24 protein-coding genes are annotated in these 17701 nt (G+C 44.5%); 2 read left to right on the forward strand and 22 right to left on the reverse strand.

Annotated features, from left to right (window positions below; genetic code table 11):
* Positions 1–89 precede the first annotated feature (89 nt).
* The 21 genes from MKX38_RS11915 to MKX38_RS12015 form a co-directional block, all read right to left on the reverse strand.
* A complete protein-coding gene (locus tag MKX38_RS11915; RefSeq protein ID WP_003230262.1) occupies positions 90–980 on the reverse strand; it encodes a polyprenyl synthetase family protein in 891 nt (296 codons plus the stop codon).
* The gene (locus tag MKX38_RS11920) at positions 970–1224 is read right to left on the reverse strand and encodes an exodeoxyribonuclease VII small subunit (RefSeq protein ID WP_339187241.1); all 255 of its coding nucleotides are present in this window, start codon (positions 1222–1224) and stop codon (positions 970–972) included. Before MKX38_RS11920 ends, MKX38_RS11915 begins: the two co-directional genes overlap by 11 nt.
* Positions 1221–2567 (reverse strand): exodeoxyribonuclease VII large subunit, encoded by a 1347-nt coding sequence (gene xseA, locus MKX38_RS11925; RefSeq protein WP_015251733.1) that lies wholly within the window; start codon positions 2565–2567, stop codon positions 1221–1223. The genes MKX38_RS11920 and xseA overlap by 4 nt, the downstream gene beginning before the upstream one ends.
* 137 nt (positions 2568–2704) lie before the next feature.
* Positions 2705–3556, reverse strand: a complete 852-nt coding sequence (folD, locus tag MKX38_RS11930; protein WP_003230259.1) for a bifunctional methylenetetrahydrofolate dehydrogenase/methenyltetrahydrofolate cyclohydrolase FolD — start codon at positions 3554–3556, stop codon at positions 2705–2707.
* 11 nt (positions 3557–3567) lie between these two features.
* Positions 3568–3963 (reverse strand): transcription antitermination factor NusB, encoded by a 396-nt coding sequence (nusB, locus tag MKX38_RS11935; RefSeq protein WP_003230256.1) that lies wholly within the window; start codon positions 3961–3963, stop codon positions 3568–3570.
* Positions 3964–4226: 263 nt separating this feature from the next.
* A complete protein-coding gene (yqhY, locus tag MKX38_RS11940) occupies positions 4227–4634 on the reverse strand; it encodes a fatty acid biosynthesis protein YqhY (protein WP_003230254.1) in 408 nt (135 codons plus the stop codon).
* Positions 4635–4654: 20 nt separating this feature from the next.
* Positions 4655–6007, reverse strand: coding sequence for an acetyl-CoA carboxylase biotin carboxylase subunit (gene accC / locus MKX38_RS11945; protein ID WP_003230253.1), 1353 nt, complete (start codon positions 6005–6007; stop codon positions 4655–4657).
* Between the two features lie 11 nt (positions 6008–6018).
* Complete coding sequence (gene accB / locus MKX38_RS11950) at positions 6019–6498, reverse strand: acetyl-CoA carboxylase biotin carboxyl carrier protein (RefSeq protein WP_003230252.1); 480 nt, start codon at positions 6496–6498, stop codon at positions 6019–6021.
* Positions 6499–6653: 155 nt separating this feature from the next.
* Positions 6654–7310, reverse strand: a complete 657-nt coding sequence (gene spoIIIAH / locus MKX38_RS11955; protein WP_003230250.1) for a stage III sporulation ratchet engulfment protein SpoIIIAH — start codon at positions 7308–7310, stop codon at positions 6654–6656.
* The gene (spoIIIAG, locus tag MKX38_RS11960) at positions 7311–8000 is read right to left on the reverse strand and encodes a stage III sporulation protein AG (RefSeq protein WP_033885014.1); all 690 of its coding nucleotides are present in this window, start codon (positions 7998–8000) and stop codon (positions 7311–7313) included.
* Positions 7993–8613 carry a stage III sporulation protein AF gene (spoIIIAF, locus tag MKX38_RS11965; protein ID WP_339187245.1) on the reverse strand — a complete coding sequence of 207 codons (621 nt, stop codon included), beginning with the start codon at positions 8611–8613 and terminating at the stop codon, positions 7993–7995. The genes spoIIIAG and spoIIIAF overlap by 8 nt, the downstream gene beginning before the upstream one ends.
* Before the next feature lie 13 nt (positions 8614–8626).
* Positions 8627–9826: a stage III sporulation protein AE gene (gene spoIIIAE, locus MKX38_RS11970; RefSeq protein WP_003230230.1), complete on the reverse strand. Its 1200-nt coding sequence runs from the start codon at positions 9824–9826 to the stop codon at positions 8627–8629.
* 18 nt (positions 9827–9844) lie between these two features.
* Positions 9845–10246 carry a stage III sporulation protein AD gene (gene spoIIIAD / locus MKX38_RS11975; RefSeq protein WP_003230228.1) on the reverse strand — a complete coding sequence of 134 codons (402 nt, stop codon included), beginning with the start codon at positions 10244–10246 and terminating at the stop codon, positions 9845–9847.
* Between the two features lie 6 nt (positions 10247–10252).
* Positions 10253–10459 (reverse strand): stage III sporulation protein AC, encoded by a 207-nt coding sequence (spoIIIAC, locus tag MKX38_RS11980; RefSeq protein ID WP_003153142.1) that lies wholly within the window; start codon positions 10457–10459, stop codon positions 10253–10255.
* A gap of 22 nt (positions 10460–10481) precedes the next feature.
* Positions 10482–10997, reverse strand: coding sequence for a stage III sporulation protein SpoIIIAB (spoIIIAB, locus tag MKX38_RS11985; RefSeq protein WP_116316550.1), 516 nt, complete (start codon positions 10995–10997; stop codon positions 10482–10484).
* Positions 10991–11914, reverse strand: coding sequence for a stage III sporulation protein AA (gene spoIIIAA, locus MKX38_RS11990; RefSeq protein WP_032726140.1), 924 nt, complete (start codon positions 11912–11914; stop codon positions 10991–10993). Before spoIIIAA ends, spoIIIAB begins: the two co-directional genes overlap by 7 nt.
* Positions 11915–11989: 75 nt before the next feature.
* The gene (locus tag MKX38_RS11995; protein ID WP_004398639.1) at positions 11990–12271 is read right to left on the reverse strand and encodes a YqhV family protein; all 282 of its coding nucleotides are present in this window, start codon (positions 12269–12271) and stop codon (positions 11990–11992) included.
* A gap of 144 nt (positions 12272–12415) precedes the next feature.
* A complete protein-coding gene (gene efp, locus MKX38_RS12000; RefSeq protein WP_003226377.1) occupies positions 12416–12973 on the reverse strand; it encodes an elongation factor P in 558 nt (185 codons plus the stop codon).
* Between the two features lie 24 nt (positions 12974–12997).
* Positions 12998–14059 (reverse strand): aminopeptidase PapA, encoded by a 1062-nt coding sequence (gene papA / locus MKX38_RS12005; protein ID WP_015251726.1) that lies wholly within the window; start codon positions 14057–14059, stop codon positions 12998–13000.
* Positions 14056–14502, reverse strand: a complete 447-nt coding sequence (gene aroQ / locus MKX38_RS12010; protein ID WP_003230223.1) for a type II 3-dehydroquinate dehydratase — start codon at positions 14500–14502, stop codon at positions 14056–14058. Before aroQ ends, papA begins: the two co-directional genes overlap by 4 nt.
* A gap of 86 nt (positions 14503–14588) precedes the next feature.
* The gene (locus MKX38_RS12015; protein WP_003230222.1) at positions 14589–15125 is read right to left on the reverse strand and encodes a YqhR family membrane protein; all 537 of its coding nucleotides are present in this window, start codon (positions 15123–15125) and stop codon (positions 14589–14591) included.
* 226 nt (positions 15126–15351) lie between these two features.
* Between MKX38_RS12015 and MKX38_RS12020 the strand changes: the two genes are divergently transcribed.
* The gene (locus tag MKX38_RS12020; RefSeq protein ID WP_015384077.1) at positions 15352–16308 is read left to right on the forward strand and encodes a DUF1385 domain-containing protein; all 957 of its coding nucleotides are present in this window, start codon (positions 15352–15354) and stop codon (positions 16306–16308) included.
* Between the two features lie 39 nt (positions 16309–16347).
* Positions 16348–16743 (forward strand): SA1362 family protein, encoded by a 396-nt coding sequence (locus tag MKX38_RS12025; RefSeq protein WP_003226367.1) that lies wholly within the window; start codon positions 16348–16350, stop codon positions 16741–16743.
* Here the strand turns inward: MKX38_RS12025 and MKX38_RS12030 are convergent.
* Positions 16740–17615 (reverse strand): patatin-like phospholipase family protein, encoded by an 876-nt coding sequence (locus MKX38_RS12030; protein ID WP_015251724.1) that lies wholly within the window; start codon positions 17613–17615, stop codon positions 16740–16742. The two genes, MKX38_RS12025 and MKX38_RS12030, sit on opposite strands and share 4 nt — an antisense overlap.
* Positions 17616–17701: the final 86 nt, after the last annotated feature.

Consider the following 17701-nt stretch of genomic DNA (forward strand, 5'->3'; position numbering starts at 1 on the left):
AAAGACAAACGCGCTTTTCCTTTTCATTTTTCATATAAACTGCTTACATTTTACCATACCTCGTGCAGCCGCTTCAAATTAGGATCGTTTTAGTGATCTCTTGCCGCAATTAAATCACAAAGCTCATATAAAAGGTCTTTTTGAAGAGAGAGTCCGCCGATCAATCGCTTCGCCTCTTTTATATGAACATCCAATTTATGTTTGGCCCCTTCCAATGAAAGAAGCGACGGGTATGTCGATTTGTCATTTGTGGTATCCGAGCCGACACGTTTGCCGATTTTCTCTTCACTGCCTTCTAAATCTAAAATATCGTCTCTGATTTGAAATCCGATTCCAATGTGGCTGCTGAAGGTACGCAGTGTTTCAATGTCTTCCTCAGGCGCATCAGCCAAAATAGCACCGGCGATTACACAAAAGCCAAGGAGCTTGGCAGTTTTCCGTTCATGAATGGATTCGAGCTCTTCAAGCGTGACTTGTCGGTTTTCCGCTTCCATATCAGCTACTTGCCCACCGACCATGCCTTCGGTGCCTGCCGCTGAAATCAGTTCATTCACAAGCCGCAGGCGCTTTTCTGCTGACACCTCGTCTGACACGTGGGAGGTAATCAGCTTAAAGCTTTCTGTGAGCAGCCCGTCACCCGCTAATACTGCCGTCGCTTCACCAAACACTTTATGGTTTGTCGGCTTCCCGCGGCGCAAATCGTCATCATCCATGCATGGAAGATCATCATGAATTAACGAATACGTGTGAATCATTTCGACAGCACAGCCCACCGGAATGCCGTCTTTTTCGCTTTTTCCATATGCATTTAAAACAGCCAGTACAATCAGAGGCCGCAACCGCTTTCCGCCGGCCTGTAGAGAATATAGCATAGATTTCTTTAATGAGTCCGGCATATCAAGCTTTTCTGTATAGACAGAAAGCTGATTTTCAATTGTTTTTTTCCGGTCCGCCAGAAAGCTCGTTAATTTATTTGTCACCTTCGTCTTCCTCCTGAACACTGAAAGGTGCCACTTCGCCGTCTTCTTTTAAAATGAAGTCCATTTGCTTTTCGACTTTTTGCAGCTTTTCATGGCACATTTTTGACAGAGCCATGCCTTCTTGGAAATAGTTAATGGCTTGCTCTAGAGGCACATCTCCCTCTTCAAGCTTTGATACAATGCTCTCAAGCCCTTTCATCGCTTCTTCAAATGTCATGTTTTCATTTTTTTTCACGTCTGTCATTTTTCTTCCCCTCTCTTTTCTAATACTTCACAGGTCAGCACGCCATCCTTCAGCTTGACTTCAAGCCGGTCCTGCTCTTCTATTTGACTGACACTTTTAATGAGTTTATCTTCTTTATAAGCCAAGCTGTATCCTCTTTCCATCACTTGAAGAGGACTTAGTGCATTCAGCTTGCCAAGAACGGTTTGAAATTGGGAATGCAGCTGCTTCATTTGGATATTCATATTTTTTCTCAGCTGATTTGTTTGTTCCTGGTATCGTGTTCTCGCTTGTTTCAGCTGTTCATGAGGATGCAATGCCTCTAATCTGTACGTTTCACGCTCCAGCTGTCTGCTTTTCCGATCTAAAAGAGCGGTCAGCTGTGCTTGAAACTGCTGGTACGCGAGGTCAAACTGCTGCTCTTTTTGCGCATACAAACGCTTTGGAAAACGAAAGGCATAGGACGATTGCAGCGTTTGTATCCGTTCTTTTTTCTGGCCGAGATGCTGCTGCATTGCTCTTGTCATTCTGACTTCCGCTGTTTTTGTCCGTTCGATTAAATCAGTGGTATGAGGCACAGCAATCTCAGCTGCTCCTGTCGGCGTCGCAGCTCTGATATCGGCGACAAAATCACTAATCGTAAAATCCGTCTCATGTCCGACTGCCGATATAATCGGAATATTGGAAGCAAAGATGGCGCGTGCTACAATTTCTTCATTGAATGCCCACAGTTCTTCTATCGAACCGCCGCCTCTCCCGACAATTAATACGTCGCAAATCTCTTTTTCATTTGCCTCTTCAATGCGCGTAACGATGGATCTGCTCGCATTTTCACCTTGTACGAGCGCTGGAAGAACAATGACTTTTACAAGGGGATATCTTCTTTTTAGAGTTGTAATAACGTCTCTGACAGCGGCACCCGTTGGAGATGTCACAACCCCGATTGTGGCTGGAAATGCGGGGATTTGTTTTTTGTAGCGGTCGTCAAATAAACCTTCTCCGGCAAGCTTCTTTTTTAATTCTTCGTACGCTAAATAAAGCGCTCCAACCCCGTCAGGCTGCATTTCTTTGGCATATAATTGATAGTTTCCGCTCGGTTCATATACGGAAATTCCGCCTCTTACCAGCACTTTCATTCCGTTTTCAGGTTTAAAAGGCAGACGCTCGCTTTGTCTCGCGAACATCACCGACTGCATTCTTGCGTTTTCGTCTTTTAAAGTGAAATAAATATGCCCTCGTGTGTGTATCTTTACATTCGACAATTCGCCTTTAATCCAAATATTTTCAAGGTGAGGATCTACATCGAATTTTCGTTTTATATACTTTGTCAGCGCTGAGACGGTCACATACGCTGCTTCACCCATGTCTAAAAACTCCTCTCCTAAGCATTCCTGCACCATAACTAAAGAAAACCCGCCCTGGCTTTAGGAGCCTGAAGAAGCGGGTATCGTGCTCATATTCAAGGCGGGTAAACATTTCGCCTGTGAATATCTCCAATTATCTATGATAACGTACGTTTCGCAGATTTAACAGTATTATGCGCAAGCATCGTGATGGTCATCGGGCCTACTCCGCCCGGAACCGGCGTGATGAAGGACGCTTTTTCCTTTGCCCCTTCAAATTCAACGTCTCCGCAAAGCTTTCCGTTTTCCAGACGGTTAACGCCGACGTCAATGACAACAGCGCCCTCTTTGATCTGGTCTGCACTGATGAAGTTGGCTCTGCCGACTGCCACCACCAGGATGTCCGCTTTTTTCGTATGTTCAGTAATATTTTCTGTTCTTGAATGACAGTAAGTAACCGTCGCGTTTTCATTTAATAAAAGCTGGCCGACAGGTTTGCCGACAATGTTGCTTCGGCCGACTACAACAACCTCTTTACCGGAAAGGTCAATATTGGTTTTCTTCAAAAGCTCAACAATTCCATGAGGCGTGCAAGGAAGAAACGTATCTTCGCCAAGCAGCATTTTCCCTACGTTTAACGGATGAAAACCGTCTACATCTTTATCAGGAGAGATACGTTCGATCACCGCTTTTTCAGAAATATGGTCTGGGAGCGGAAGCTGAACGAGAATGCCATGAAACTCAGGGTCTTGGTTATATTGATCAATAATGGAAAGCAGTTCAGCTTCTGTGAGGCTGCTGTCAAATTGATCGAGCTTGAAATTCATTCCCATTGTTTCTGCCGCTTTTTTCTTTCCTCGCACGTAAGAGTGAGAAGCAGGATCATCTCCAATCAAAATAACCGCCAGTCCGGGAGTGACGCCTTGCTTTTTAAGCTCTTCTACCTCTTTTGCCAATTGTTCGCGTTTTTCTCTAGCCGTTTCTTTTCCGTCGATGATTGTTGCAGTCATTTTCTTTCCTCCTATGATTGTTCAATATCAGATTTAATGTTAGAAAGAACCCCGTTTACAAACTTTGTCGCTTTGTCATCACCAAACCGTTTTGCCAGCTCAATCGCTTCGTTCATGGAGACATTAACCGGAATGTCTTCGGCATATGCCATTTCATATGCTGCCAGGCGCAAAATCGCACGGTCAACATTGGCAATCCGATCGAGCTTCCAATTCACCAGATGCTTGGAGATCATTTCATCCAGCTGGTCTTGGTGTTCCAATACCCCGTGTACAAGCTGTTCAAAGAAAGGATCTGTTTTTTCTTCATCCAGTGCGTGTTCTATGGCTTCATTCACTGCAATATCGCTGACATCAATTTGAAATAGTGCCTGCAAAGCTTTTTCTCTTGCTGTTCTTCTTTTCATTTTCTTTCTCCTTTGATCCTCTTTATCCGCTTGTCGTTAAGCCACAAAGAGATCATAACATATTTTTTTCGTATCCGCATATTGAAATCAAGGTTTTTTTACCCTATTACCGAATATTTTCACACACCTTAATATGATTATTCGGATTTCACGTTCATGAAGAAACTCGGCTATGTAAGCCGGCTTTCTTCATGCTTTGAAATAAAGGGTAACGTGTAAAAAAACCAAAGGGCCGCCCTCCCCTTGGTTTCGTGTTAAGCCATTTACATTTCTTCGTCGATTTGGACTTCTTGGGCTTTTGTGTCAAATTGAATGCCGACGATGTGAATATTGATCTCGTTAATCGAAAGAGACGTCATATTTAATAAGGTTTGACGAATGTTTTCCTGAACGGATGCTGCAACTTTCGGAATCGAAACGCCAAATGTAACGACACAGTATACATCGATCGTAATTCCGTCATCCGCCAGGTCGACTTTGACACCTTTGCCATGATTCACTTTGCCAAAGCGCTCAACGACGCCTGTCGCAAAGTTTCCGCGCATTTCGGCAACCCCATCAACTTCTGATGCTGCAATGCCGGCAATGACCTCAATGACTTCCGGTGCAATCTCAACCTTACCCAAATGCGTATCTTCGTGATCCATTTTAAGCAAGCTGTTGTCTTTCATTCAATTCACCTCCGTAAAAATTATGAGCCCATTACATCATATGTTTCTAAAAATTTCGTATTAAACTCTCCGCTCACAAATGTTTCGTGTTCAAGCAGTTTTAAATGGAAAGGGATTGTTGTCTCAATGCCTTCGATGACGAATTCGCTCAATGCGCGCTTCATGCGGGCAATCGCTTCATCCCTCGTTTTTCCGTATGTGATTACCTTTGCAATCATGCTGTCATAGTACGGTGGGATGGAATAGCCAGGGTACGCAGCTGAATCGACACGGACACCAAGACCGCCAGGAGGCAGGTACATTTTAATTTCACCAGGTGACGGCATGAAATTTTTGCTTGGGTTTTCTGCGTTGATTCGGCATTCGATGGCCCAGCCTTCAAATTCAACATCTTCTTGCTTGAGGCTCAGTTCCATTCCTGAAGCCACTTTGATTTGTTCCTTGATCAGGTCAGTTCCCGTCACCATTTCTGTGACTGGGTGCTCCACCTGGATTCTCGTGTTCATTTCCATGAAGTAATAGCGCTGTTCATTGTAGTCATAGATAAATTCAACTGTTCCAGCACCTGTATAGCCAACCGCTTTTGCAGCCTTTACCGCTGCATCTCCCATTTGCTCCCTGATTTCTGAATCAAGGGCAGGAGATGGTGATTCTTCCAAAAGCTTTTGCAGGCGTCTTTGGATCGAGCAGTCGCGTTCGCCCAAATGGATCGTATTTCCGTAGTTATCAGCAAGCACTTGGATCTCAACGTGGCGAAAATCTTCTATGTATTTTTCGATGTATACACCTGGATTTCCGAATGCAGTTGCCGCTTCCTGCTGTGTAATCTTAATGCCATTAATCAGTTCCTCTTCAGTGCGGGCAACCCTAATTCCTTTTCCGCCTCCGCCTGCGGTGGCTTTTATAATTACAGGATACCCAATTTCATTAGCAAGCGAAACCGCTTCTTCCACATTTTCTATAATTCCCTGTGAACCCGGTACGATTGGCACGCCGGCCTGTTTCATCGTTTCCCGCGCAACGTCTTTTGTTCCCATTTTTGAAATGGCGTCAGCGCTCGGGCCGACAAACGTGACATTCACTTCTTCACATAATTCAGCGAAATCAGCATTTTCAGCTAAAAATCCGTATCCCGGATGAATGGCGTCCGTGCCAGTCAGCTTTGCAACACTCACAATATTTGTAACGTTTAAATAGCTGTCTTTTGATGCTTTCGGTCCGATACAAAAAGCTTCATCGGCCATTTGAACATGAAGGGCATCTTTATCAGCTTCTGAATAAACAGCGACAGTCTCAATTCCGAGCTCTCTGCAGGCTCTGATGATTCTGACAGCAATTTCTCCTCTGTTGGCGATCAATAGCTTTTTAATCATGTTCAGTCTCCTTACTCCGCTTTTACAAGAAATAGAGGTTGTCCGTATTCGACCAGCTGGCCGTTTTCTACTAATACTTCAACGATTTCGCCTTTCACTTCTGCTTCGATTTCGTTGAAAAGCTTCATCGCTTCTACAATGCAGACAACTGTGTTTTCATTTACTTTTGAACCGGCTGTTACATACGGGCCAGCTTCCGGTGATGAAGAAGCATAAAATGTTCCTACCATTGGTGAAGTGATTTTATGCAGATTCTCATCTTGCTTTGGTGCTTCTTGGGCAGGTGCCGCTGCTTGCTGCGCTTGCGGCTGAACTGCCTGCGGAGCCTGTGCTTGTACAGGTGCTGCCGGTGCCTGCTGCATGACTTGAACCGTGCCTGCTTCGTGTTTTTTCAGTTTTAAGGATACACCTTCATTTTCATATACGAATTCGTCAATTGTAGACTCGTCAATTGCTTTAATCAGCTCGTGGATTTCTTTGATATTTAACATTCAATCGCACTCCTATGTATGAAATTTCTTTTTTATAGGTTACTACTAAAAGTACATACTATGTTCATCTTACAGGAGCGGACTTTTGAATTCAACTCTAATATGAGAGCAACGCAAAAAGCCCGCTTGTTTAGCGGGCTTCTTTTTCCTCTTTCTTACTTGGATGGTTCAAATGTGACAGCGACATCTTTCATTGTTTTGATTTCTTTTGCCACAAGGTCTATAATGGCTGTCGCCTTCGATTTGGAGTGTTTGTCTGATTTGACTGTAATATTGATTTTATCTCCTTCAGCATTAACGAGCGCATCCTCGTAACCTTGTGTTTTAATCAGCGTTTCCAGCTGTTTTTCTGTTCCTTCCACTTCACTGAGAGCCGTCATTTTATCGTATGCTTCGCTTTTCTCCTTGGCTGTTGCATCATCGCTTGATACAATGGCATTCAGCTCTTCTCTTTCTTTGCTTCTGGCATCTTCTAAATCAAGACGGTACGTTGTAAACAAATCATCATCGGCTGTTTCCGTAACAACAGTTCCTTTTTCACTGGCTTCAGCGGATGTTTCCTTGTCTGCTGATGAATCTTTCGTTCCCTTTGTTCCATCTTCTTTTCCTTTTTCAGTTTCTGTACCGCTTTTTTCCTTCGTGTCTTGCTTGGCAGGCGCTTTTTCAGTTGCGACCTCTCCGCTGTCAGACGCGCTTTTTTCACTTTGCATCTGCACGGCGTTTTTGCTTTCCGGCGACATGATATAGTAGACGCTTAACACCACGACAAGACTGAGCATTGTTAATAGCCAAACGGTTTGTTTTTTAAGCATTTATGAATCCTCCTTTATTTTTTTAGGGGCAACCGCAACCCGGTGGCTTGGAACATCCAGGACCCGTGTCACCGCTTCGATAATGGTTTGTTTTATTTGAACGTTGTCCACTCCTTGAGCAACAACGAGTACACCGCGTATATCAGGTTTTTTCGTTTGGACGACGACAGGTGTTTCTTTATCGCCGTTTTTGATCATGACGATTTCTTCCTCCGATGTTTGGTCTGTAACGCTTCTTGTTCCGCCTTCTTTGTCAGTTTCTTCGGTGGTTGTATTTTTGTTTGATTTGTTTTTTTCGTATACTTTCAGCGACGTTGCATCTACATTCACGACAACCGAGACATCGTCCACACCAATGATTGTTTCAAGAATTTCTTTCAGCTGATTTTCGTATTCTTTTTCATAGTCATCGATCGAGTCTTTAGGTTTATCAGATTTTGAGGCTTTAAACACTTCAGCTGTTTTCTCTTTGCTGCCCGCAGAATGTTGCGATGATACGGCCGTTATCGTTTTGGCGTTTTCTGTTTTCTCAGGTGAAGAAAACAGCTGGCTGACAAGCATAAAGGAAACTCCGAGAACAAAAACGAATAGAAAGTAATGATATTTGGTCAGCTTCGGCTTTTCGCCGTCCTTCATTTGTCCCGGAAGAAACTGCTTTTTCAATACATTCCATAATCCGTTTTTATTCATTGCCGACACTCTCCCCGCCTTCCATATGAACCGTAATTTTCTCACTTCCGATTTCCCAAATGTCCGCGAGCTGCGTTTTTATCTGTTTGGCTTCTTTTTGTTCGGCTGCTTCTTTCGTTACGTATGCATGATCTGTATCAATGTGGACCGGCGCGACCGTTTGGACCGTTTTTTCAGAAGACGGGGCCATATACACGCTGATTGTTTTAATATCCTCTTCTGAATCTACCTTTTTTCCTGCCGTGAGTTTGATGCGGCCTACTTTATATTCATCATGACTGAATCTCTCCTCCGCTTTCTTTTTTAGTTGGACAGCCATTTCTTCTAGAATATATGCGCGCTGGGAAGCTTGTATTTCTATTTTTTTTGAATTGATTTGATTTTTTATGTCGGAAGACTCTGACTGCCCGTTTTTTGTGAGATATTCAAAGATGACTTCGGGGTCTGTCTTGAAAAGTTTAAAAATCGGCGTAAGCATGACGACAATCAAGAGCAGGCTGACTACCATTTTTGCGTACTTTTGCATGCTGGAGCTCGGCAGCAGCATATCAATCACAATTGCAAATAGGATAAACAACACGATGGTGGTAAGCCATTCCGTTAAAAAACTCATTCGCCTGCCTCCTTCATTTCATCATCATCGTGAGGTTTCCGGCTGTGATTATGACAGTAAGGCTTAAAAAAAACATGAGAGACACAATAGCGAGAGCTGCAAAAATATAAATGACGCTTTTGCTGATGACGTCGAGGCAGGTGATGACGGGCCCGCCTCCAAGCGGCTGAAGAATCGCGGCTGCCAGCTTATAAATAAAAGCGAGGGAAAGCACTTTGATTGCCGGAAATGCCGCGATACAGATCAAAATAGCGACACCGAGAATCCCTACCGTATTTTTCAGCAGTAAAGAGGCGCTGATTACTGTATCTGTTGCGTCTGTAAACATTCGGCCAAGCACAGGAATAAAATTTCCGGTTATAAATTTAGCCGTCCTGAGCGTAATGCCGTCTGTCACTGCAGCCGAGGCTCCCTGAACAGAGATGACGCCGAGAAAGATGGTAAGAAAAACAGCCAGCGCTCCGATGGCAATATTTCTGAGCAGGTTGGCCAGCTGCGTTACTTTGTATTGTTCGGTCATGGTGCTGACAATGCTCAGAATCGCTGATAAGAAAATCAGCGGCATGACGATATTCTGAATCAAGAGACCGCTCGTGTTCATCAGGAAGAGGATAACAGGATGAAAGAAGGCAGCAGATACAGCTCCGCCTGAGGAAGCCAAAAGCGCCAAGAGGAGCGGAATGAGCGCCAGGATAAAGCTGGTCATCGTCTGAATCGCCTCAGTTGCATAGTTAATTGCCACATGAAAGCTATTAAGCGCAAGGATAATCAGCACCATGTACACAATTGAGTAAGCGACCTTACTGACGGTGCTTTGCTGAAAAGCATTTTGCAAAAGCTGCAGAATGACGCAAAAAATCGTGAGCAAAATCAATGTGCCCAGCAGCTTTCCGTTGGCAAGCACTTCATGAAACAAATAAGAAAAGAGAGCTTTCAGCCATTCTTGCGGTGAGAATGATTTATCGCCATTGATAAACTCCATTAAGCTGCCTTTTTGGCTTTCCGGCAGCAGTCCGCCGTATTCTGTCATAATGTCATTCCAAAATTCCCCGATCTTATCTGTTTCAAGCGAGGCTGCTGTCCTTTCCGCTAATTGCTCAGCTGTTTCAGCATGGTCTTCCGTTTGTTCTGCATTACCAGCTGCTTGTACAATTTCTGCACGGCCTGCTATGATCAGCACGGCCAAAAGCAAAACCCATTGAAAGCGCTTCAATCTACCGCCTCCTTTCGGTTATGACATAGAAGGTATAAGTCCGAGAATCGTTTCGATAATGACGGTTAAAATAGGCACAGCCATAACGAGAATTAAAATTTTTCCCGCCAATTCTATTTTCGAGGCGATGGCCCCTTGGCCGGCATCTTTTGTGAGCTGCGCCCCGAATTCAGCAATATAGGCGATTCCGATAATCTTTAAAATGGTTTCAACATAGACCATGTTGACATTTGCATTAATCGCAATTTTTTCTATCATTCGAATAATGTCGTAGATTTGGTCTACTAAATAAAGAAAAATGGCACATCCGGCAAAAACGACGATTAAAAACGCAAAAGTCGGCTTTTGTTCTTTTACGATTAAAGAAAGGAAGGTGGCGATCAGCCCTAAACCTACAATTTGAACAATGTCAATCTGCAAGCCCCCCTATCCTTGGAATAAAAACACAGCTTTTATCTTTTTAAATAGGTCATCTACAATCGTGGCGACCATAAATAAAATATAGATAAAACCTAACAGCGTCACCCACTGAGCGTATTCTTTCTTGCCCATCTGATCCAATATCGTGTGTAAAAAAGCGACCACGATTCCCACTCCGGCGATTTGAAATATGACATTCACGTCTACTCCCATTTTATTTTTGCTCCCCTCACGTTTACATCAATAGAAGAATGAGTAACAAGCCCGCTAAAAAGCCCAAACTTTTTATCATCTTTTCATTTTTCGCTCGCGCCTGCTCAGCATCCGCTTCAGAGGCTTCCAAATGTGTCAGCGCCAGCTTGATGTGCTTTTGCTGAGAGATTCGATCATGAATCCCGAGCGTCTCGCCAAACTGCTTCAGCACTTCGTATTCGCTTTTTTTCAAAGACAGGGTGTCCCATACCTTCTTTAAGCTTTGCTCCCACGCCGTTTTCGCGGAATCACTTCCCTTGTCCAGCTGATCACTGAATGCGGAAAAAAGAGCTGAAACAGGCTGTGCGAGCTGTTTGGCAATCTGCTGTGAAGCAGTATGAAGCGGTGTATGGCCGTACATGATTTCAGCCTCGAGGGATTGAAGCGCCGCACGCAGCTGGCGGATTTGCCGCGGCCGTTCTGTATAAATCTTCGCCATCTCAAAACCTGTCCATGTTGTCGCTACCACAATGAATACAGCGCCCAGCAGCTTCAGCATGTTTTCACGCCCGTCGTCCTAGACAGCACATTTCCGTCTTTGTCATAAATTTGGCTCACTGTGCCCGGCCCTTTTGCTCTTGATAATTCCAAATAGCGGTCAAAGGCTCTTTCTTCCCACAAACGCTTCAATGAAGGCCGCTTCATCAGGTCGGATATGCTCCAGCCATGCGCCGATACGATTACTGAAACACCGGCATGCAGTGCCTCCAGAAGTGCATCTGTATCTTCCATACGCCCGATTTCATCGACAATCATCAACTCAGGGCTCATGGATCGAATCATCATCATCAGCCCTTCAGCTTTTGGACAGGCGTCTAACACGTCAATTCTCTGACCAAATTGATGCTGCGGAATGCCGCGAAGACATCCGGCAATTTCTGACCGTTCATCGACGATTCCTGTCTTAACGGGCAGCATGGGTTTTTTGCCGGTGCTTGAGAGCCTCGCAAGGTCCCGGAGAAGTGTTGTTTTGCCGGTTTGGGGCGGTCCGATAATCAGCGTATTCAGCCAGCTGCTTTGATATAAGTATGGAAGCAGCGGCTCCGCAATCCCCAGCTTTTGCCGGGCAATTCGTATATTAAAAGATGCGATGTCACGGAGGCCTTTCACACCTCCGTTTTCCGTAATGACTCTGCCCGCCAGTCCGACTCTGTGGCCGCCTCTGATCGTGACATACCCTTTCTTCAGCTCTTCTTCAAGAGTATACATACTATAGTTGCTAAGCCGGCTCAGGATCAGATGGGCATCCTCGGCCGTGCCCGCATAGGACAAATAAACAGGTTGTCCTCTTCGAATCAATTCAACAGGGCGGTTGATCCGAATTCTGACTTCTTCGATTTCCAGCCATTGTTGTTCCGGTATTTCAGAAAGGGCGTTTTTCATGGATTCGGGGAGAACCTCAGCGATTTCATTCAACAGAGCCTCCTCCTTTCTACCGATTGGCTTCTTTAAAATGTATGATGTGAGGCAGACTTTATGACAAGCCTCTCTTTATTTATGAACACCCGCCAAAATCAAAACAACACCCGTAAAAATCAGAATCAGCTTTGCATACGAAAGCTGCCCGGCAATTTGGTAGATTCCGACAGTCATCGTAATGATAAAAATCAACGGACCGACAATAGCGAGAATGCTGTTAACCACAACCGCCTTCCGGACATCGTTGGTCACAAGCATGACAATTGCTGCCGTCAGCTCAATCATAGAGGATAAAACTCGTAATCCCGCCATTGTTAAAACAGTAGAATTGATATTTCCAAGTAAAAATTTCATAGCACTCTCCCAACCTCCCATTTTTTTATATGATATGCTCTAGCTTGCTGAAGTAGTCTTGTCATTTTCGTATAAAAGAAAGATTCTGTTTTTGGGCACAAAAAAAGCCTGCTCCCATTTGGGAACAGACTTCTTTTTTTCTTTCTATGCTCTTGAAACGTAAGAACCGTCTGATGTATTGACAACAAGTGTGTCGCCTTCATTCACAAAGAACGGCACGTTTACAACAAGCCCGGTTTCAGTTTTCGCAGGTTTTGTACCGCCTGACGCTGTATCACCTTTAATACCAGGTTCAGTTTCAACAACTTTCAGCTCAACTGTGTTTGGAAGTTCGATACCAAGTGTTTCATCCTGGTACATCATGATATGCACAGACATGTTTTCTAGCAGGTATTTTAATTCTTCTTCGATTTGAGTTGCGCTCAGTTCAAGCTGCTCATAAGAAGAAGTATCCATAAATACGTGCTGATCTCCGTTTGCATATAGATATTGCATTGTTTTGGTTTCGATTTGCGCTTTCGCTACTTTTTCACCAGCGCGGAATGTTTTTTCCTGAATCGCGCCAGTGCGAAGGTTGCGGAGTTTAGAGCGGACAAATGCCGCACCTTTTCCAGGTTTTACGTGCTGGAAGTCAACGACGCGCCAAATGCCGCCATCTACTTCAATTGTTAATCCTGTACGGAAATCGTTAACTGAAATCATGTTTAATGTCCTCCTATATTCCAATCACAAAATAATAAGTTCTTTTGGGGAATGGGTGATTGTCCGGTTGCCGTTTTCTGTAATCACGATGTCATCTTCAATGCGGACACCGCCTGTTTCTGGTATGTAAATGCCCGGCTCCACTGTGACCACCATACCCGGTTCAAGGATAGCTGAAGATCTGACGGATAATCCCGGCGATTCATGAACTTCCATGCCGAGCCCGTGCCCGGTTGAATGGCCGAAATAGTCACCGTAGCCTTTTGCAGCAATATGATCCCTTGTGAGGGCGTCAGCCTCTTTTCCTGTCATTCCCGGCTTAATATGTGCGACGCCAAGCGCCTGAGCATCAAATACAACCTGATAGATCTCCTTCAATTGATCACTGGGCTGACCTACAGCGACCGTCCGGGTAATATCAGAACAATATCCTTTATAATAAGCGCCAAAATCAAGCGTAACAAGGTCTCCGCTTTCAATCAGTTTGTCACTGGCCACACCGTGCGGAAGGCTTGAACGAAGGCCTGAGGCGACAATCATATCAAAAGAAGAGCTGTCTGCTCCCTGGCTTCTCATATAAAACTCCAGCTCATTGGCAACAGCGATTTCAGAAATACCGGGTTTCATAAACGTCAAGATATGTCTGAAGGCATCATCTGCAATCTTCGCAGCTTCCTCTAATATCTTAATCTCTTCACTAGACTTAATCAAGCGCAACTTTTCCACGGATTCAGCCACGGGCACTAATTCGGCATCACTGATAACGGCGCTGTATGAAGCGTAAGTGCCATATGTCATGCTGTTCTGTTCAAAGCCGAGACGCTTGATGCCAAACGATTCAACAGTGTCGGCAGTGGTCTGAATCAAGCTGCCGCCATGTTCAATGATCTCAAAACCCTTTACCTGAACCTTCGCCTGCTCAGTATAACGAAAATCCGTAATAAACGCTGCTTTGTCACCCGATATAACAGCCAAACCCGCCGAACCTGTAAACCCTGTCATATAGCGTACATTCGTGCTGCTTGTAATCAGCATGCCGTCAATTCCTAGCTGTCCAAACAGGTTTCTTAATTTCTCTAGCTTCATCTTGATTCTCCCCCTTGCTGGCTTAATAAGTAGCGAACAGCAAGCTTGTAGCCTTCAGCTCCAAGACCGACAATCTGCCCTTTCGCAACAGGAGCGATAACCGACTGATGCCTGAATTCTTCCCTGGCGTATAAGTTTGATAAATGCACCTCTACCACAGGAAGACTGATGCTTGAAACAGCATCCCTGATCGCATAGCTGTAATGACTCAGGGCGCCGGGGTTCAGAACAATCCCGCTGTATTGCTCCTCAGCCTCATGTATCGCATCTATCAAATCACCTTCGTGATTAGACTGGAAGAAAGTGAGCTGGATATGTAAGGCTTCAGCAAACTGAAAAAGATCTGTTTCAATATCGGTCAGTGTCTGGCGGCCGAATACTTCAGGCTCACGACTCCCAAGCCGGTTAACATTCGGTCCGTTCAAAATCAAAAAATGAGGCACATAATCTCTCCTTTTCGCGAGGGTTTCTCATGTAAAAAATGTTCACTTCTCGTGAACATTTTATCATACTGGAAAAGGATTATACACTATTCTCTATGCATTCCCAGCGCACGTGCAAGCTTTTCCGAATTCAGCTCATTGTATTCAAATGAAATAGAATACCCGACAAACAGCCCGTAAAGCAAATAAATGCAAATGGTCGTAATAATTGTATCTGATGTCAGTTCGGTCACCGTGCGCACATCTGGAAAAATCGGATTAAAAACAAAAAACACGAGCAGCCAAAGCACCAAGCCGTATAAAATACCCGGCCACATTGTTTTTAAACGTTTCAATAGAAGAAAATAAAGAAATGCTGCGCCAATTGAAATTACTCCAATCAAAATGATGCTGATTACCGTTCCCAGCCCATGTTTTTTCCACTCTCCGAGCACAAACGGCTGCAATATCATATTCGGGCTAATTTCGGAAAAATGAAACAAATATGCGATATAAGCAACGAAACTCCAAAGTACGCCTCCGCAAAAACCTGTTGCCGCCACCCTGCCGGCCATTGAAACAGGCGGCTTTTGCTTCTCATTCAATTCTTCATTTTGTTCTGTATCTTTTTCGCTTGTCATCATGGCACCTCCAGTTAAAGTGTGCCCAAAAAAAGAAATGTCAATAAAAAAGCTCACACTTTTTGACAGCTGCGAGTAAAATTTGAAAATAACGGGTATAATGCATGTAGAAAAAGCAAGGCTATGGCAATTTTTTCAGCCTGTCAATCTAGAGGTTTAGCGCTGTTTCCTGTACAATAGAGTGAAAGGAAATGGTTAGCAATCCTAAAGAAATAGGCAGGTTGATAATATGTCAAAACATAAAGTTCCGCCCGCTTACGGCGGGCAGGCTGTTGTGGAAGGCGTTATGTTTGGCGGAAAGCATCATTACGTTACAGCCATCAGAAGAACGGATGGAAGCATTGACTTTTTTAAGCTTCCACGCAAACACAACCCGAAACTGAACATCGTGAAAAAGATCCCGTTTTTACGGGGGATCGCGGCCATTATCGAAGCGAGTGCAAACGGCACAAAGCATTTGAATTTTTCAAGCGAACGTTACGGGCTCGATCCATCTGAAGACGAGACACTTGAGCAGGAAGAAAAAAAATCCTCCGGGCTGTCTATGTATCTCAGCCTCGCAGTTATAGGCGTCCTATCATTTTTGTTCAGTAAATTCGTATTTACATTGGTTCCAGTTTTCTTAGCTGAACTGACAAGGCCGATTTTTTCCTCGGACACGGCGCAAATCGCGGTTGAAAGCCTGTTTAAGTTGATTTTGCTGCTCGGTTACATCTATTTTTTGTCCATGACACCGCTTATTAAAAGAGTGTTTCAATATCATGGAGCCGAACATAAAGTCATAAACTGTTATGAACAGAATTTGCCAATTACTGTGGAGAACGTCCAAAACCAATCTCGGCTTCATTACCGCTGCGGATCAAGCTTTATTTTATTTACGATTATTGTCGGCATGTTTGTTTATTTACTCGTTCCGACAGATCCGCTTTGGCTGCGTGTTATAGATCGTGTCGCACTGATACCGGTCGTGCTTGGTATATCCTTTGAAGTTCTGCAGCTGACAAACAAAGTGCGTGACATTCCCGGTCTGAAATTACTTGGGTACCCGGGACTTTGGCTTCAGCTGTTAACCACAAAGGAACCTAAGGATGAACAGGTTGAAGTTGCCATCGAAAGCTTTAACGAACTTCTCAGACTCGAAGCATTGTCTGAGCAAAATCAGAAGCCTTCTCACAACGTCATCTAAAATCCGTTGCCCTGCTATTACTTTCGGAGGTGGACAGTTATGAATCATCGTGTACAACCTATTATTGCTGTATTAATTGCGCTGGGAGCGTTCGGTTTCCTCTATGTGCTGGTAACCAATCCCGGAGAAATGGCAAAAATGGCGGTAACCGTCATCGTGGCAGGTATCATTATTTATTTTATTGTGAAATATGTAATGAATCGAAATGCGGGCAGCGAAGGAGCAGCCTTCAAAAAAGCGGCGAAACAATCGCGGCGCCGGATGAAAGAACAAAAAGCAAAACACCGCGCCGGACATAAGGGACGTGTCAGCCACCTGCGAAGCGTTCCGAGCGCCAGCAAGCCTAAGCCGATGATTCTCAAGAAAAAAAGCCAGACTCAGCTGACTGTTATAGAAGGGAAAAAAAATAAAAAGAAAAACAGGGCGCTTTTTTAATAGGTCCACTGCTTTAAAAACAGCTCTGTCCGTCTTTTACCTAGCTCAATCAGGGCTAGTTTTTTTTGTTGTGTTAAATGAAAATCAGTTGCCATTACGCCATCAACCGGGAGAAAAATGATATTTTGTTCATAGCGTGATGCAATGTGCCTTGCGTCATGGGCATCCTTCATCGTTTCAAACAGGGCGCCGAACAGTTCAAAAGCGTTGCGGATATTTTTTTTCGGACGCTCTCTTTCACGCGGCGCAAGCGTCACACCGATCACAGGGCGCTTTCTTTCCTTTGAAAACAGCCAGATGGGGAAATTGCTTAACACACCTCCGTCGACAACCGTGGCGGTGCCTGTGTCCGTTTTTAATTTTATCGGTTCAAAAAAATACGGAATGCTGCAGCTCATTCTGACCGCTCTGGCAACCGGGAACATATCGGGATTTAACCCGTAACGGGCCAAATCGTCCGGCAAAACAATCATGGTGCCGTTTGTCAGATCAGAAGCAATAAGGCGCAGAGACCCTTTCTGTAAATCGCCGAAAACCCTTATGCCTTTCGCTCTTAACAGATCAGCAATCCATTTTTCTATCGTATCGCCTTTGTATAATCCAAGACGCCAGTAGATGGACACCCACTGGAGCATTTTTAAGGGGAGAAAAGAGTACCTCTGATCCAGCAATTTCTCTCCGTCCACTTCTTCAATTAAAGCGTGGATTTCCTTACTGGTGTAACCTGACGCAATGAAAGCGGCAATAATGGCGCCCGCGCTTGTACCCGCAACCCTTTTAAAGCGGAAGCCTTTTTCCTCAAGCGCTTCATAAGCGCCTGCAAGCGCAATGCCTTTTACTCCTCCGCCGGAAAACACACCGTCAATATACATCTCATTCCCTCCCCCTCCATCCGATCGTTTATTACCATTTTAAGAAAACACGCGAAGAAATAGACCAATGAATGACGGGCGGCGTC

The organism is Bacillus sp. FSL M8-0025, assembly GCF_037975475.1.
In the GTDB taxonomy this organism is placed as follows: domain Bacteria; phylum Bacillota; class Bacilli; order Bacillales; family Bacillaceae; genus Bacillus; species Bacillus subtilis.

Excerpts from the sequence above, each read along its gene's own strand:
- MKX38_RS11920 (WP_339187241.1), bottom strand. The coding sequence starts at position 1,224 with ATGACAGACGTGAAAAAAAATGAAAACATGACATTTGAAGAAGCGATG.
- xseA (WP_015251733.1), bottom strand. The coding sequence starts at position 2,567 with ATGGGTGAAGCAGCGTATGTGACCGTCTCAGCGCTGACAAAGTATATA.
- folD (WP_003230259.1), bottom strand. The coding sequence starts at position 3,556 with ATGACTGCAACAATCATCGACGGAAAAGAAACGGCTAGAGAAAAACGC.
- nusB (WP_003230256.1), bottom strand. The coding sequence starts at position 3,963 with ATGAAAAGAAGAACAGCAAGAGAAAAAGCTTTGCAGGCACTATTTCAA.
- yqhY (WP_003230254.1), bottom strand. The coding sequence starts at position 4,634 with ATGAAAGACAACAGCTTGCTTAAAATGGATCACGAAGATACGCATTTG.
- accC (WP_003230253.1), bottom strand. The coding sequence starts at position 6,007 with ATGATTAAAAAGCTATTGATCGCCAACAGAGGAGAAATTGCTGTCAGA.
- accB (WP_003230252.1), bottom strand. The coding sequence starts at position 6,498 with ATGTTAAATATCAAAGAAATCCACGAGCTGATTAAAGCAATTGACGAG.
- spoIIIAH (WP_003230250.1), bottom strand. The coding sequence starts at position 7,310 with ATGCTTAAAAAACAAACCGTTTGGCTATTAACAATGCTCAGTCTTGTC.
- spoIIIAG (WP_033885014.1), bottom strand. The coding sequence starts at position 8,000 with ATGAATAAAAACGGATTATGGAATGTATTGAAAAAGCAGTTTCTTCCG.
- spoIIIAF (WP_339187245.1), bottom strand. The coding sequence starts at position 8,613 with ATGAGTTTTTTAACGGAATGGCTTACCACCATCGTGTTGTTTATCCTA.
- spoIIIAC (WP_003153142.1), bottom strand. The coding sequence starts at position 10,459 with ATGGGAGTAGACGTGAATGTCATATTTCAAATCGCCGGAGTGGGAATC.
- spoIIIAB (WP_116316550.1), bottom strand. The coding sequence starts at position 10,997 with ATGCTGAAGCTGCTGGGCGCTGTATTCATTGTGGTAGCGACAACATGG.
- MKX38_RS11995 (WP_004398639.1), bottom strand. The coding sequence starts at position 12,271 with ATGAAATTTTTACTTGGAAATATCAATTCTACTGTTTTAACAATGGCG.
- efp (WP_003226377.1), bottom strand. The coding sequence starts at position 12,973 with ATGATTTCAGTTAACGATTTCCGTACAGGATTAACAATTGAAGTAGAT.
- papA (WP_015251726.1), bottom strand. The coding sequence starts at position 14,059 with ATGAAGCTAGAGAAATTAAGAAACCTGTTTGGACAGCTAGGAATTGAC.
- MKX38_RS12015 (WP_003230222.1), bottom strand. The coding sequence starts at position 15,125 with ATGATGACAAGCGAAAAAGATACAGAACAAAATGAAGAATTGAATGAG.
- MKX38_RS12020 (WP_015384077.1), top strand. The coding sequence starts at position 15,352 with ATGTCAAAACATAAAGTTCCGCCCGCTTACGGCGGGCAGGCTGTTGTG.
- MKX38_RS12025 (WP_003226367.1), top strand. The coding sequence starts at position 16,348 with ATGAATCATCGTGTACAACCTATTATTGCTGTATTAATTGCGCTGGGA.
- MKX38_RS12030 (WP_015251724.1), bottom strand. The coding sequence starts at position 17,615 with ATGTATATTGACGGTGTGTTTTCCGGCGGAGGAGTAAAAGGCATTGCG.